Genomic DNA, 14,097 nt, shown 5'->3' with positions numbered 1-14,097 from the left:
GGAAAACAGACCGCACGTGCCGTGTCATTGAACGGCGCGCCCCAAACAAAAAGCCCCGACCGAGGTCAGGGCTGTCTGCTTGAAACTGGCGTCCCCACGGGGATTCGAACCCCGGTCGCCACCGTGAAAGGGTGATGTCCTAGGCCTCTAGACGATGGGGACGCACGAAAACTTCAAATTTTGTCACTGCAATCTGATCGGCCTAATGATCGGATTGGTGGAGCCAGGCGGGATCGAACCGCCGACCTCCTGCATGCCATGCAGGCGCTCTCCCAGCTGAGCTATGGCCCCACGTCGTGAGGAGCGAAATCATAGCGACGACGTTTTGGATTGGCAAGGAAAAAGTGAAGAAATTTCGTCATGCACGCGCGCTCATTCGCCAGGCAGTCGTTGATGGCGCAGTCGCAGTGCATTGCCGATCACCGACCCGAACTCAGGCTCATCGCCATCGACGCCAAGAGCGGCGACATCACGATGCCCAGTGGATACAGCACGCCGGCGGCAACCGTCGTATCCATCGCGGAGCTTCACACCGTGTGCGTGGCGTCACCATCGTCGCGGCACATGCGCTGCACTGGAGCGTGAGTGGTTTCATAGGCGTGTGTCGGTCAACGCCGTCAGGATCGGGCACCGTTCCTGATCCCCGTGACCGGGGCAGGCATCGACCAGTTGCTTGAGCGCACCGTGCATGCGTTGCAGCTCGCCGATGCGCTGCTCGATATCGGTGAGTTTGTTCACCGCGCTGTCGCGGATCTGCGCCATGTCCCGACCGCGCTGATCGCTGAAGCCAAGCAGGTTGGCGATCTCGTCCAGGCTGAAGCCGAGTGTCTTGGCGCGGCGGATGAACTGCAGCCGGGTCAGGTCGGACTCGCTGAAGACGCGGTAGCCGCCGGCGCTGCGTCGGGCGGTCGGCAGCAGCTGTTGCCGCTCGTAGTAACGCACCGTGTCGATGGGCACGCCGGCCAGGCGCGCGAGCTGTCCAATATTCATGAGCACCTCGTGGATGACGAGCCCATTCTGAAGCTTGGAGTGCTCTCCAGGGTCAAGCTTGCTCAAACCCCACTGGAAGTTCAGCCGATGTGAAATTTGCAACTAGTTGCATGGTCCTCCTCCCCGGACGTCCGTAGCCTCAGGCCATCTTATGTATCGACCCGTTCTGCCCGGCCCTGCGCCGGCAGGCACTGTTCCAGGAGAATGGCCATGGACGCACCCCGCAACACGCTGCAGCCGGACCGCCGGCCGGACAAGCCGGCCCTGATGGAAGTCGCGGTGGTGGAATTCCCCGGCAGCCTGCGCGCTGCCGCGCCGGTCCTCTCCGAGCTGGCGCAGCGCTGCAACCGGACGGTTGCCGCCGGCCGCCGCACCGGCGCACGCATGCTGGTGACGCGGTGGACGCTGTCCGCACGCGGTATGCAGCGCGTTGCCGGAACGGAGCTGTTCGGCGATGCGCTCCCGGCCATCATCGTCGTGCCCGGTAGCGAATCGAGCTGGACCATGCCGCCGCCCGACGAACGCCTGCTGGCCTGGCTGCGGGAATGCCACGATAGCTGCAGCCTGCTGGCCGGCTGCGACGAGGGCGGGCTGCTGCTGGCAGCGTCGGGTGTGCTGGCCGGGCGCTCGGTCAGCGTGCCCGATCCCGCGCGGTGCCCGCCGCTGCGCATGATGGTGCCCAGCTGGTTGCCCAGCGAGCGCACCCTGGTTGATGACGGCGATCTGCTGACCGCCGCCGGCCAGGACGCCTGGAAGTACCTGAGCCTGCGGCTGCTGGCGCGCATCTATGGGCAGAGCGTGATGAACACCGTGATCCAACAGCTGCAACTGGTGATCCCGCGTACCGAACTGGACGACCTGGAGCGCTTCAGCCCGAACTTCGCGCACGGTGACCGATGCATCCTCAAGGCGCAGCGTTGGCTGCACGGCATCGCCGCCCGCGGGGTCGGGCTGGAGGACATCTGCATGCAGGCGGGCCTGGAGCCGCGCACGTTGCAGCGCCGTTTCCTGAAAGCCACCGGGATGCGGCCGATCGAGTATTGCCAGCGCCTGCGCATCGCCAAGGCACAGTTGCTGCTGCAGGCCGGTGGCGTGGTCGACCAGGTGGCCTCGTTGGTGGGGTATTCGGACCAGAGCGCGTTCCGACGGTTGTTCCTGCGCATCGTTGGGCTGACCCCGGCACGCTATCGGCGTCAGGTGGCCGCGCAACTGCGTGAGCGGGTTGCCCCGCGAGCGGTCGGTCGGATGGTCGAGCCGGTGCGCTCGGTGGCCTGAATCGCGCACCACCGGCACGCTTGCTCCATTGACGCCTTGCTGGGACCATGCCGGCGGGCCCGAAGCAACAGCCGTCGCAGCGAGGCAGACCCCGAGCGATGGCGGAGAGAATCAATGATCAGCAGTGTAGGCCCGGTACCGCTTGCGGTCGTGTGGGTGTTGGTGGCCGTCGGCATTGCGATGCTCGTGGCCAGCGTGGTGCGTGCGCCGGCCATCGATGGCGCACCGCGGCCGCGATCGGTGGTGGTCGACATGCTGCTGCTGGGCCTGCTGGCCGGCCGCGCCGCATTCGTGCTCTGGCATGTGCGCGATTATGCGCAGGATCCCTGGGGCGTCCTGCGCATCGGCGATGGCGGCTTCCTGCTGTGGCCGGCCCTGGTGGCGGGGCTGGGGTGGGGCGCTTGGCGCCTGCGCCGATGGCCTTCGCTGCGTCGCCCGGTATGGGCTGGTGCCCTGGCCGGTGTGCTCGGCTGGGCCCTGCTGTCCAGCGGCGCTGGCTGGCTGCAGCAATCGCGGGTGACGCTGCCGGCCATCACCCTGACCTCGCTGGAGGGCGCGCCAACCGCGTTGTCCGACACGCAGGGCAAGCCGGTGGTGGTCAATCTCTGGGCGAGCTGGTGCGGCCCCTGTCGCCGCGAGATGCCGGTGCTGGCCCGCGCGCAGCAGCGCCATCCGGATATCCGCTTCCTGTTCGTCAACCAGGGTGAAACCCGCGAGGAGGTCCAGGGTTTCCTGGCCGCCGAGCGGTTGACGCTGGCCAATGTGCTGCTCGACGAGGACGCACTCACCGCCGAGCGGCTGCAGGTGCACGCCTATCCGACTACCCTGTTCTTCGATGCGCAGGGCCGGCTGCGGGAAATACACCTGGGTGAACTCAGTGCCGCTGGCCTGCAATCCAAGCTCGACAGCCTGTAACCGGGGTCGCGTTGTCATGTTTATTGAATCCAGGAGTCACCATGAAATTGAAGTCCTCGCGCCCGCTGGGCACCGTGCTTGCCGTGTCGCTGCTGATGGCCTTGGCCGGGTGCAGCCAGGCGCAGACGCCGAAGGTCGGTGAGGCCGCCCCGGTCAAGTCCGGTGGCGATCGTCCGGCGGTACTGAAGGGCATCGAGAAGCATGGGTTCGAGGTGATCGGCGAGTTTGATGCGCCCGGTGGCCTGCGCGGTTTCGCCGGCGTGGTCGGCGGGCAGCAACCCGCGGCGGCGTATGTCACCGCGGATGGCAAGCATGTGGTCGTTGGCAGTCTGTTCGATGCCAGCGGTGAGGACGTGGGTGCGGCGCCGCTGGAGAAGCTGGTGGCCAAGCCGATGTCCGAGCGCAGCTGGAAGAAGCTCGACGAGAGCGCCTGGGTGCGCGATGGCCGTGCCGATGCGCCGCGCGTGGTCTACACCTTCAGCGATGCGAACTGCCCGTACTGCCATCGCTTCTGGGAAGCGGCACGACCGTGGGTGGATGCCGGCAAAGTACAGTTGCGCCACGTCATGGTTGGCGTTATCCGCGAAGACAGCCCGGCCAAGGCGGCCGCGATTCTCACCGCGCCCAATCCCAGTGCCGCGCTGCTGGAGAACGAACGACTGTTTGATCGCGGCGGCATCAAGCCGGCCGCGTCGCTGACCGCGGAGGTCGCCAACAAGCTGGATGCGAACCAGGTGCTGATGATCGAGCTTGGCTTCCAGGGCACGCCGGGCATTCTGTTCAAGGATGCACAGGGCATGGTGCAACGCCGCTCCGGCATGCCGCAGGGCGACGACATGACCGTGGTGCTCGGCCCGCGCTGAGCCAACGCGCCCCGTTACACGCCACACCTCGCGCCGGGCCATGCCCGGCGCGTTTCGTTTCGGCTTCGCGCTGCAGCGGTGCACCTCCGTCTGGGCCGATGCGTCCGGCTTGATTTGGATCAAGGCCGGAATCGCCCGGATCGCTACGCTGGGCTCCATGCGCTATTCCATGGATTTTCCCGCACGCATTGGATTCGTGGCGTGGCGGTCAGAAAACGGCCTCACAACATTCACGACATTCTCACTTTGCGATTGTTACTCAAGGCGCTGGCCGACACGCGTGAGCGCGTTGGTCATCAGGGATGAGGGGATCCCGTGCGGGCGCGGTGGTCGCGCTCCGTGCAGTGCCGGGCTGTGCGCCCGTGGCCTGCGGCGTCCTGGACGTCTGCCGCTGCGGACGCGCGGGACTGTGTGCGTTTCAAGGAGGATGTGATGCGCTTGGCTGTGTTGACGGTCGCATGCGTGGCAGCGATGGCTGCGGCGCCGGTGTACGCGCAGGATTCGGCCGCGGCGTTGCGGCAGGACATCCAGACGCTGCGGCAGACCCTGGAGCAGATGGAGAAACGCCTGGAAGCGATCGAATCCGGGAGGCCTCCTCCCGCCTCGCCGGTGGCCACGGCGATTCCTTCGCCGGGCACGACGGCCGCGCCTTTGCCGTCACCGGCCCCGCTGACCGCCCAGGCCCAGGTGCCGGGCATGGGCCAGGCCATCCTCCCGCAACGTGATTCCGTTTCCGATCCGTCCACCGCCGCGTCCCGCCCGGACAGCGCCGCCGGCCCGACCGATCCCGAGCTGAAAGGCTTCTTCGCGATTCCCAACACCGACACCCTGATCCGTATCGGCGGCTACGCCAAGCTCGATGCGATCGCCGATTCCCGTGCGGCCGGTGACCAGGAGCAGTTCATCACCTCGTCCATTCCGGTCGGCAGTGCGCACCGGGATGTGTCCAACTTCACGCTGCATGCCAAGCAGACCCGCTTCAGCTTCGAAGCGCGGCGCCCGACCACGCACGGCAACCTGCGCTTCTACCTGGAGAACGACTTCTTCGGCAGCAGCGACAGCTATCAGTTCCGCCTGCGCCACGCGTACGGCCAGCTCGGCAACACCTATGCCGGCTACGGCTATTCCAGCTTCATGGATGCCGACAGCCTGCCCGACACCCTGGATTTCGCCGGTCCGGGCGGCGCAGGCTACCTGCTGGTGGCCGGCATCCACCACAGCTTCGCGATGGGCAAGGGCAACACGCTCACCGTGGCAGCCGAAGATCCGGATACCCAGTTGAGCAACCCCGCCGACGGGATCATGCCGGTCGACCAGCTCCCCGATGTCACCGTCACCGCCCGCATGGAGCGCGACTGGGGTCATCTGCAGCTGGGCGGTGTCGCGCGCAGCCTGGGCTACGACGGCGATGCCGGCGATGGCCGGCGATTTGCCGGTGGCCTGCAGCTCAGCGGCTCTGCGGCCGTAGGCGACCAGGACCTGCTGTTGTTCGGCATGCTCGGTGGCAAGGGGCTGGCGCGCTATACGGCCGACCTGACCGGGTCGGGCATGGATGCGGTGGTGACCGCCGATGGTCGCCTGCAGGCGCTGTCGCTGTATGGCGGCTTCGTCGGGTACACGCATTACTGGTCGCCGCTGTGGCGCTCGAACCTGATCTACGGCCAGCTGACCAGCGGGCGCAACGATGCGCTGGCCGCCGATGCCTTCCGCCAGAGCCGGTACGGCGTCTTCAACCTGCTGTGGAGCCCGGCGCCGTCCTGGACGATGGGCATGGAACTGCTTTACGGGCAGCTGGAGCAGCAGGGTGGACAGCGCGGCGACACCGTGCGGCTGCAGGGCAGCCTGCAATACAACTTCATCAAGTAACTCCCAACGCCCGGCTTGACCGGGTCCCTGCCTGGCAAAGGAGCAAGCGTCATGGCACAAGCAAAGAAAATCGGGGTCGTCGGGGCCACCTTCCTGGTGGCCGGCAACATGATGGGGTCGGGGGTGTTCCTGCTGCCCTCCAGCCTGGCCAAGATCGGCACCGCCTCGATCTGGGGCTGGCTGATCACCACGGCCGGCGCGCTGCTGCTGGCGTTCGTGTTCGCCAAGCTCGGCAAGCTGGCGCCCAAGGCCGGTGGGCCGTATGCCCACGCGCGTGACTGGTTCGGGCCCTACATGGGCTTCCAGACCAACGCCGTCTACTGGTTTGCCAACTGGATCGGCAACGTCGCCATCCCGATCGCGGCGGTGGGCTACTTCAGCTACTTCTTCCCGATCCTGTCCGAGCCGGTGCCGCGCTGCATCGCGGTGCTGGCGCTGGTGTGGGCGCTGAGCTTCGCCAACGTCATCGGCCCGTCGTTCGTCAGCAAGCTGCAGACGGTGACCACCAGTTTCGCGCTGGTGCCGATCCTGGGCATCGCCATCTTCGGCTGGTTCTTCTTCGACCCGACGATCTTCAAGGGCGCCTACAACGTGTCCGGGGAGTCCAACTTCGGCGCGATCTCCAGCGCCGCCGCGTTGACCCTGTGGGCCTTCATCGGCGTGGAATCGGCCTCGGTGACCGCCGGTGTGGTCGAGAATCCGGAGAAGAACGTGGCGCGTGCCACGCTCGCCGGCGTGTTCCTGGCGGCGATCGCCTACATCGCCAGCTCTTCGGTGATCATGGGCATGGTGCCAAATGGCGACCTGCAGGTGTCCGATGCGCCGTTCGCGCTGGCGGCGGCCAATGCCGTGGGCGGGTGGGGCGGGGCGCTGGTCAGCCTGTGCGCCTTCGTGGGTGCCGCCGGCTCGCTCGGTGGCTGGATCCTGCTGACCGCGCAGAGCGCCAAGGCCGCATCGGACGATGGCCTGTTCCCGAGCATCTTCAGCAAGACCAACAAGGACGACGTGCCGGTCAAGGGCGTGCTGATCGTGGCCGTGCTGATGACCCTGGCGGTGCTGGTCACCTCGACCTCCAAGACCGCCTCGGCCCAGTTCGACGTGATCACCTCGGCCGCGGTGGTGCTGACCCTGCTGCCCTACATCTACTCCTGCGTGGCCTGCTATTTCGTGGTCGAGCGCTCGCACACGCTGGTGCATACCGGCGCGTTCTGGCTGCTGACCAGCGTCACCGTCGTGTACTGCCTGTGGGCGATCTTCGGCTCGGCCGGCAACATCGTGCAGTACGCCTTCCTGTTCGTGTTGTTCATCACGGTGTTCTATCCGTTCTTCAGCGAGGAGCGTCGGCGCCAGCGCGGCCAGCTGCCCGCCCTCGACGCCGCCGTCCGCACCACGCTTTCGTGATCTTCCCCCAGGAGAATCCCTGTGTACTTCAAGTCCCTTGACTACCCGATCATCGTCATCGACGACGACTACGAATCCCCGCGCATCGGCGGCATCCTGATCCGTGCGCTGGTGGACGAGCTGCGCAAGAGCGACCAGCGCGTGCTGTGCGGTCTGACCCTGGCCGACGCCCAGGCCGGTGCACGCACCTATGTGGCGGCTTCGGCGGTGCTGATCTCCATCGACGGCACCGAGGAGAACCCGGAGCAGTTCCAGCGCCTGCTCGGGTTCCTGCGTGAGCAGACCGCCCGCCGCGCGAACCTGCCGGTCTTCCTGTACGGCGAGCGGCGCACGATCGAGAAGGTGCCGAGCAAGCTGCTCAAGTTCGTGCACGGCTACATCTTCCTGTTCGAAGATACCAAGAGTTTCATTTCGCGCCAGGTGATGCGTGCGGCCGAAGACTACATGGCCAACCTGCTGCCGCCGTTCTTCAAGGCCCTGATCCACCATACAGCCGAGTCGAACTATTCCTGGCACACGCCCGGTCATGCCGGCGGCGTGGCGTTCACCAAATCACCGGTAGGGCGCGCGTTCCACCAGTTCTACGGTGAGAACACGCTACGCAGCGACCTGTCGATCTCGGTGCCGGAGCTGGGTTCGCTGCTCGACCACAGTGGCCCGATCAAGGAAGCCGAGAACGAGGCGGCGCGCAACTTTGGTGCCGACCATACCTTCTTCGTCACCAACGGTACTTCCACCGCCAACAAGATCGTCTGGCACGGCACGGTAGGGCGCGGCGATGTGGTGTTCGTCGACCGCAACTGCCACAAGTCGCTGCTGCACTCGCTGATCATGACCGGGGGCATCCCGGTGTATTTCACCCCGAGCCGCAACGCGCACGGCATCATCGGCCCGATCAGCCTGGATCAGTTCACCCCCGAATCGCTGCAGCAGGCCATCGCCGCCAACCCGCTGGCCAGCAAGGCCTACAAGGCCGGCTCCAAGCCGCGCATCGCGGTGGTGACCAACTCGACCTACGACGGGCTGTGCTACAACGCCGAGAAGATCGCCGAGGAGATCGGCAGCGCGGTCGACTTCCTGCATTTTGACGAAGCCTGGTACGCCTACGCCGCCTTCCATCCGTTCTACGAGAACCACTACGGCATGGCCAAGGGCAAGCCGCGCGAGCAGGATGCGATCATCTTCACCACGCACTCCACGCACAAGCTGCTGGCTGCGTTCTCGCAGGCCTCGATGATCCACGTGCGCAATGCGGCCTCCCGCGAGCTGGATGCCGAGCGCTTCAACGAAGCCTTCATGATGCACACCACGACCAGCCCGCATTACGGGGTGATCGCGGCCTGCGATGTGGCCTCCAAGATGATGGAGGGCGCGGCCGGTGAATCGCTGGTGCAGGAAATGCACGACGAGGCGATCGCCTTCCGCCGCGCGATGCTGCATGTGCGCGAGGACCTGGGTCGGGATGACTGGTGGTTCAGCGTATGGCAGCCGGACAAGCTGGAGCGCTCGCTGGCCAAGGGCGACGCACCGGCCCCGATGGTGGCCAAGCGCAGCGAGTGGTACCTGCAGCCGGACGCGCACTGGCACGGTTTCGAGGGCCTGGTCGACGACTACGTGCTGATCGATCCGATCAAGGTGACCCTGCTGACCCCCGGGCTATCGATGGACGGCGAAATGGGCAAGCGGGGGATTCCGGCCGCGGTCCTGAGCAAATTCCTGTGGACCCGCGGCATCACCGTGGAAAAGACGAACCTGTACTCGGTGCTGTTCCTGTTCTCGATGGGCATCACCAAGGGCAAGTGGAGCACCCTGGTGACCGAGCTGATGGCGTTCAAGGAGCTGTACGACAGCAACGCGCCGTTGACCCGTGCACTGCCGCAGCTCGCCGCCGAGTTCCCGATCGCCTACGCCGGCTGGGGCCTGCGCGACCTGTGCGATGCATTGCACGCCTTCAACGCCGAGTTCGGCGTGGCCCAGGTGATGCGCGCGATGTACGTGGACCTGCCCGAGCCGGTGATGACCCCGGCCGAGGCCTACGACCACCTGGTGCGCGGCCAGATCGAGCGGGTGGACATAGAACAGATCAGTGGCCGCATCGCGGGCACCATGCTGGTGCCATACCCGCCGGGCATCCCGACCATCATGCCGGGCGAGCGCTTTGGTGCCAGCGATGAGCCGATCATCCAGTCGCTGCGCATCGCCCGTGAGCAGAACGCGCGCTTCCCGGGCTTCGAGTCGGATGTGCACGGGCTTATCATCGACACCGACGGCGATGCGCCGAGCTACAAGGTGGAGGTGCTGAAGGTCTGACGCCCGCGCGGAGGACCCTCGGCCAGCGATGGATACAGCACGCGAGCAGCGGGTCCTCACGTTTTCCATCGGGGTGACGATGGCGGTCAGCGCCGTCGGCTTCATCGGGGGCCTGCTGGTGGGATCGCAGGCCATCCTGTTCGACGGCGTCTACAGCCTGGTGGACGTGGCGCTGACCCTGGTGGCGTTGTCGGTGCTGCGGCTGGTGGCGCGGGAAGAAAGCCCGCGCTTCCAGTATGGGTACTGGCATCTGGAGCCGATGGTGGAGGCCCTCGGCGGCGCGATCCTGTCGCTGGCCTGCATCTATGCATTGGCCAACTCGGTGATCGGGCTGACCACCGGCGGGCACGAGGTCAAGGCCGGGCCTGCGCTGCTGTGGGCGGCCCTGCTGTGCGTGAGCAACCTGGCCATGGCGGCGTTCGTGCGTATCCGCGCGATGCAGCTGCAGTCGGCCCTGCTGTGGCTGGACGTGCGCGCCTGGCTGCTCAGCGGGTTGATGAGCCTGGCCGTGGTGCTGGCGTTCGCGATCGCCTTGCTGCTGCGCGGTGGCGAGCACGCCCACTGGATTCCCTATCTGGATCCGCTGGTGCTGGCCGCGATCAGCGTCGCGGTGCTGCCGGTACCCCTTCGCAGCGCCTGGAAGGCCATGCGCGAAGTCCTGCAGGTGGCGCCGGATACGCTGGATGCGCGCGTGCAGGCGGTGATGAAGGACTTCGTCACCGAGCACGGCTATCTGGATTTCACCAGCCACGTGGCCAAGATGGGCCGCATGCGGTTCGTGGAAATCCACATCCTGACCCATCCGGACACGGTGATCGGCACCATCGGCAACGTGGACGCGATGCGCGACGAGATCGCCGAGCGCTTGGATGCGCGCGGCAGCGAGTTCTGGCTGACCATCGATTTCACGGCCGATCCGGCCTGGACCTGAGGGGAGGTTCGGTGCTGGCTCTCGATATACGAAACATATATGATGTGTATATCAATCTTCAGAGGGCTCGCCCATGGGCATCGTCAACATCGACGACGAACTGCACGACAACCTGCGCCGCGCCAGCGGCGTCTCGGGCCGCTCGATCAATGCCCAGGCGGGGTTCTGGATCAAGATCGGCATGCTGTGCGAGATGAATCCGGGTATGAGTTATCAGGAGATCGTCAGCCGTGAACTGCGTGCCGCCGGAGTCGAACCGGGCGCGTTGCGGGTGGCCGAAGCATGATCAAGACCGCTGAAGAACAGGCGCTGATGCGCGCATCGGGCCGCCTGCTGGCACAGGTGTTCGAAGCGTTGGACGAGCTGTCGCTGGAGGGCATGAGCACGCTGCAGGTGAACGACTGGGTCGAGCGCTTCATCGTCGATCAGCTGCACGCCCGTCCGGCGAGCAAGGGCCAGTATGGCTTTGCTTACGTACTCAATAGTTCGATCGACAACGTGGTCTGCCACGGGGTGCCCTCCGCCGATGACATCCTGCACAGCGGGAGTATCGTCAACCTGGACATCACCCTGGAGAAGGACGGTTACATCGCCGATTCCAGCAAGACCTATCTGATCGGCGAGGTGGACTACGCGGCCAAGCGGCTGGTACGGGTCACCCGCGAGGCGATGTGGAAGGGGATCGGCGTGGTGCGCCCGGGTGCGACGCTGGGCGACATCGGTTTTGCGATCCAGCAGCATGCCAAGGCGCATGGCTACAGCGTGGTCCGCGAATTCTGCGGCCATGGCATCGGCCAGGAGATGCACGAGGAACCGCAGGTGCTGCATTACGGGCGCCGCGGCGACGGGCTGGAGCTGGAAGAGGGCATGACCTTCACCATCGAGCCGATGATCAACCAGGGCCGCGCGGCCATCGACATGAGTGACGACGGCTGGACCGTGACGACCCGTGACGGGAAGCTGTCGGCGCAGGCCGAGCACACCGTGCTGGTCACCGCCGAGGGCGTCGAGGTGCTGACGCTGCGCGCGGGCGAGCGGATGCCGGATTGAACCGTCATTCGCTGCGCGTGGAGACCAGTTTGAGGAATGCCTCGTTCTGATACCGGCTCATGCGCAGCTGCTGGCCGGTATCCATGGTTACCACATGGTGGCCGTTGAACCACGGATGGATCGCCTTGACCCGGCGCACGTTGACGATCGCCGAGCGATGCACGCGCGCGAAGTGCCGCGGGTCCAGCCGCGCGGCGAGGGTGGTCATGGTCTCGCGCAGTTCGTGCATGCGGTCGACCAGGTGGATCTCGACCGTGTTGCGTGCCGCCTTGATCCAGACGATGTCCTCCACCGCCACCAGCACCACATGCTCATCGACCCGCACCGGGATGCGCTGCAGGTAGTCGTCCCGCTGGCGCAGGGCATCCAGCGCCTGCAGGATCTGCGCCGAGGCCTGCGTGCCCATCGCGGTTGACGCCGCCACCCGGGCTTTGGCCCGCTCAAGCGTGGTGGCAAAGCGCTCGCGGCTGAACGGCTTGACCAGATAGTCCACGGCATTGGCCTCGAAGGCCTTCACTGCGTACTGCTCGTACGCGGTGACGAATACGGTGGCCGGCATCCGCGCCGCACCGATGGTGGCCACCACGTCCATGCCGTTGATCGCCGGCATCTGGATGTCCAGGAACACCAGGTCCGGTGAGTGGCTGCGGATCGCGGCGACCGCCGAGATGCCATCGCCGCATTCGCCGACGATCTCGATCCCGGGATCATCGCGCAGCAACCGCACGATCGCGTGCCGTGCGATGGGCTCATCATCGACCACCAGCACGGTCAGGCTCATGCCGGTGCGATCCCCGGCGTTGTCCCCGGGATGAATTCGGGTGCCTCGTCGGCACTGTCCAGTTCACGGAACGGCACGCGGATCCGGCAGGCCACGCCTTCTGGCCAGAGCATGTCCAGGCGGACGTCGGCGGCATCGCCGTACAGCTCCTTCAGGCGCAGGCGTGTGTTGGACATGCCGATGCCGTGCCCGGCCGATGCGGCCGGTTCGGCCGAGAGGGTGCTGTTGCGGTTGCGGACTTCGATGCACAGCGTATCGCCATCGCGGCGCGCCTCGATCTCGAGGGTGTCGCTGCCCACGCGCTGGCCGATGCCATGGCGCAGCGCGTTCTCCACCAGCGGCTGCAGGATCAGGCTGGGCACCGCGCAGTCCAGCGTGTCCGGCGCGATATACGTGCGGGTGGTCAGCCGATCCTTGAAGCGGGTGCGCTGGATGCCCAGGTACAGCTCGATCAGGTCGAGCTCCTGGCGCAGGCGGATTTCCTGGCCGTCGTAGTCTTCCAGGAACGCGCGTAGCAGTTCGCTCAGGCGCAACAGCATGTCTTCGGCCGAGACTTTGTCCTCGTCGAGCAGGGTAATGATCGCGTGCAGGGTGTTGAACAGGAAGTGCGGCTGCAGCTGGGATTTCAGCGAGAGCAGGCGCGACTGCGCCAGTTCGGTGGCCAACTGGCTCGCCTCCAGTTCACGGCGGGCTTTCTCGGCGTGGAAATGGATGGCCTGCTGGATGGCGAACAGGGTCCAGTAGGTCAGCAGCCCGATGGCGAAGTGCTGCTCCAGGAAGTAGCCCAGCTGCTCGAAGAAGCCACTGGGCTCGAACAGGGTGGAGACGATCGCGCCCACCACCATGGCGATGAATGTCATGCAGAAGCTGGCCACCACCTGCGTGCCGAGCCCGTGCAGGCGCCCGCTGCCGCGCACCGGAAAGCGCTCGGCGAGGCGGAAGACGGTGGGTGCCAGGGCCGCCCAGGTGTACCACTGGATCAGCGACCACCGCAGGAGATCCCAGAGGGGTTGTTGGCTGTTCGGCAGGCCGGCGTTGATCGAGGTCTGCAGGGCGAACACCACCGCCACCGCCGTCCACAGGGCGAGGTAGCGGGACAGGCGGATCCGGGTGCTGCCGAGGCGGATGTACATGGTCGATTTCCGGGCCAGGCATCTCTGGCGAAGCTCATCTTAGGCAGGCGGCGGGAGCGCGGGAAGCGCCATGACGGCCCATTACGATTGGCCTGGTCGTGGCGACGATTCGTCCCGGATCGGTTGGCGGCGAGGGCGCCCGGGCGCGTGATGCAGGGGTTCATCACCCGCCTGGAGACGCTGCCATGACCTTGATCCGCCCCTTCCTGATCGTTTCGCTGATGCTCGCCGGTACCGCGCACGGTGCGGAGGCACGCTACCTCGGCCTGCTCAACCGGGCCCATGACAGTGTCGTGGCCCTGGACGTCGCGCCTGCCGGGACGGAGGCCTTCGTTCCGCGGTCGATCGATGCCCTGCCGGGTGGTGGTGTCGGCACTACGGTCCGGTTGGCCGACGAAGGCTGCCGGTTCGACCTTCGCGTGGCGTTCCGCAACGGCCGGCGCGTGATCTACCGGGATGTGGATGTGTGCAGGGGCGATACGCTGGTCATCGCGCCGCTGAAGAAAACACTCGATGATCGCGCGGTTGCGCTGGAGCCACAGCGTGCGTCCCGTAGCCGATAACCGTGGCGTGCAGCCAGTG

Annotated in this window: 13 protein-coding genes and 2 tRNA genes; 10 read left to right on the top strand and 5 right to left on the bottom strand. The window is 66.1% G+C overall.

What is annotated here, in order from left to right:
* Positions 1-86 precede the first annotated feature (86 nt).
* The 3 genes from ABE434_RS01290 to ABE434_RS01280 form a co-directional block, all read right to left on the bottom strand.
* Positions 87-162: transfer RNA gene (locus ABE434_RS01290), tRNA-Glu, on the bottom strand.
* A 53-nt stretch (positions 163-215) separates the two neighbouring features.
* Positions 216-291 (bottom strand) — tRNA-Ala (locus ABE434_RS01285).
* Positions 292-591: 300 nt separating this feature from the next.
* Positions 592-990 carry a heavy metal-responsive transcriptional regulator gene (locus ABE434_RS01280; RefSeq protein WP_346477520.1) on the bottom strand — a complete coding sequence of 133 codons (399 nt, stop codon included), beginning with the start codon at positions 988-990 and terminating at the stop codon, positions 592-594.
* A gap of 210 nt (positions 991-1,200) precedes the next feature.
* Here ABE434_RS01280 and ABE434_RS01275 point away from each other — a divergent pair, with 210 nt between their 5' ends.
* The 9 genes from ABE434_RS01275 (at position 1,201) to map (ending at position 11,601) form a co-directional block, all read left to right on the top strand.
* A complete protein-coding gene (locus ABE434_RS01275; RefSeq protein ID WP_346477519.1) occupies positions 1,201-2,265 on the top strand; it encodes a helix-turn-helix domain-containing protein in 1,065 nt (354 codons plus the stop codon).
* Between the two features lie 114 nt (positions 2,266-2,379).
* On the top strand, positions 2,380-3,180 hold the full coding sequence (locus ABE434_RS01270) for a TlpA disulfide reductase family protein (RefSeq protein WP_346477518.1): 801 nt from the start codon (positions 2,380-2,382) through the stop codon (positions 3,178-3,180).
* Positions 3,181-3,221: 41 nt separating this feature from the next.
* On the top strand, positions 3,222-4,043 hold the full coding sequence (gene dsbG / locus ABE434_RS01265) for a thiol:disulfide interchange protein DsbG (RefSeq protein WP_346477517.1): 822 nt from the start codon (positions 3,222-3,224) through the stop codon (positions 4,041-4,043).
* Positions 4,044-4,475: 432 nt separating this feature from the next.
* On the top strand, positions 4,476-5,909 hold the full coding sequence (locus ABE434_RS01260) for a DcaP family trimeric outer membrane transporter (RefSeq protein ID WP_346477516.1): 1,434 nt from the start codon (positions 4,476-4,478) through the stop codon (positions 5,907-5,909).
* Positions 5,910-5,960: 51 nt separating this feature from the next.
* Positions 5,961-7,310, top strand: a complete 1,350-nt coding sequence (gene adiC / locus ABE434_RS01255) for an arginine/agmatine antiporter (protein ID WP_176988665.1) — start codon at positions 5,961-5,963, stop codon at positions 7,308-7,310.
* A 21-nt stretch (positions 7,311-7,331) separates the two neighbouring features.
* Entirely contained in the window at positions 7,332-9,620 is a 2,289-nt protein-coding gene (locus tag ABE434_RS01250; protein WP_346477515.1) for an Orn/Lys/Arg decarboxylase N-terminal domain-containing protein, read from the top strand.
* A 28-nt stretch (positions 9,621-9,648) separates the two neighbouring features.
* Positions 9,649-10,551 carry a cation diffusion facilitator family transporter gene (locus ABE434_RS01245; RefSeq protein ID WP_346477514.1) on the top strand — a complete coding sequence of 301 codons (903 nt, stop codon included), beginning with the start codon at positions 9,649-9,651 and terminating at the stop codon, positions 10,549-10,551.
* A gap of 73 nt (positions 10,552-10,624) precedes the next feature.
* Positions 10,625-10,837 (top strand): ParD-like family protein, encoded by a 213-nt coding sequence (locus tag ABE434_RS01240; protein WP_088433419.1) that lies wholly within the window; start codon positions 10,625-10,627, stop codon positions 10,835-10,837.
* Positions 10,834-11,601, top strand: a complete 768-nt coding sequence (gene map, locus ABE434_RS01235) for a type I methionyl aminopeptidase (RefSeq protein WP_346477513.1) — start codon at positions 10,834-10,836, stop codon at positions 11,599-11,601. The genes ABE434_RS01240 and map overlap by 4 nt, the downstream gene beginning before the upstream one ends.
* A gap of 4 nt (positions 11,602-11,605) precedes the next feature.
* Here map and ABE434_RS01230 read toward each other — a convergent pair whose 3' ends face one another.
* Positions 11,606-12,382 carry a LytTR family DNA-binding domain-containing protein gene (locus tag ABE434_RS01230; protein WP_346477512.1) on the bottom strand — a complete coding sequence of 259 codons (777 nt, stop codon included), beginning with the start codon at positions 12,380-12,382 and terminating at the stop codon, positions 11,606-11,608.
* Entirely contained in the window at positions 12,379-13,515 is a 1,137-nt protein-coding gene (locus ABE434_RS01225; protein WP_346477511.1) for a histidine kinase, read from the bottom strand. The genes ABE434_RS01230 and ABE434_RS01225 overlap by 4 nt, the downstream gene beginning before the upstream one ends.
* A 185-nt stretch (positions 13,516-13,700) precedes the next feature.
* Between ABE434_RS01225 and ABE434_RS01220 the strand changes: the two genes are divergently transcribed.
* A complete protein-coding gene (locus tag ABE434_RS01220; protein WP_346477510.1) occupies positions 13,701-14,078 on the top strand; it encodes a hypothetical protein in 378 nt (125 codons plus the stop codon).
* Positions 14,079-14,097: the final 19 nt, after the last annotated feature.

It is taken from the genome of Stenotrophomonas sp. TWI1183, from assembly GCF_039673115.1.
Lineage (GTDB): Bacteria > Pseudomonadota > Gammaproteobacteria > Xanthomonadales > Xanthomonadaceae > Stenotrophomonas > Stenotrophomonas maltophilia_AA.
Note: the sequence above shows the minus strand (reverse complement) of the source record. Positions and strands in the feature narration are given on the sequence as shown.

Coding starts and splice junctions, on each gene's coding strand:
- ABE434_RS01280 (WP_346477520.1), bottom strand. CDS start 990: ATGAATATTGGACAGCTCGCGCGCCTGGCCGGCGTGCCCATCGACACG.
- ABE434_RS01275 (WP_346477519.1), top strand. CDS start 1,201: ATGGACGCACCCCGCAACACGCTGCAGCCGGACCGCCGGCCGGACAAG.
- ABE434_RS01270 (WP_346477518.1), top strand. CDS start 2,380: ATGATCAGCAGTGTAGGCCCGGTACCGCTTGCGGTCGTGTGGGTGTTG.
- dsbG (WP_346477517.1), top strand. CDS start 3,222: ATGAAATTGAAGTCCTCGCGCCCGCTGGGCACCGTGCTTGCCGTGTCG.
- ABE434_RS01260 (WP_346477516.1), top strand. CDS start 4,476: ATGCGCTTGGCTGTGTTGACGGTCGCATGCGTGGCAGCGATGGCTGCG.
- adiC (WP_176988665.1), top strand. CDS start 5,961: ATGGCACAAGCAAAGAAAATCGGGGTCGTCGGGGCCACCTTCCTGGTG.
- ABE434_RS01245 (WP_346477514.1), top strand. CDS start 9,649: ATGGATACAGCACGCGAGCAGCGGGTCCTCACGTTTTCCATCGGGGTG.
- ABE434_RS01240 (WP_088433419.1), top strand. CDS start 10,625: ATGGGCATCGTCAACATCGACGACGAACTGCACGACAACCTGCGCCGC.
- map (WP_346477513.1), top strand. CDS start 10,834: ATGATCAAGACCGCTGAAGAACAGGCGCTGATGCGCGCATCGGGCCGC.
- ABE434_RS01230 (WP_346477512.1), bottom strand. CDS start 12,382: ATGAGCCTGACCGTGCTGGTGGTCGATGATGAGCCCATCGCACGGCAC.
- ABE434_RS01225 (WP_346477511.1), bottom strand. CDS start 13,515: ATGTACATCCGCCTCGGCAGCACCCGGATCCGCCTGTCCCGCTACCTC.
- ABE434_RS01220 (WP_346477510.1), top strand. CDS start 13,701: ATGACCTTGATCCGCCCCTTCCTGATCGTTTCGCTGATGCTCGCCGGT.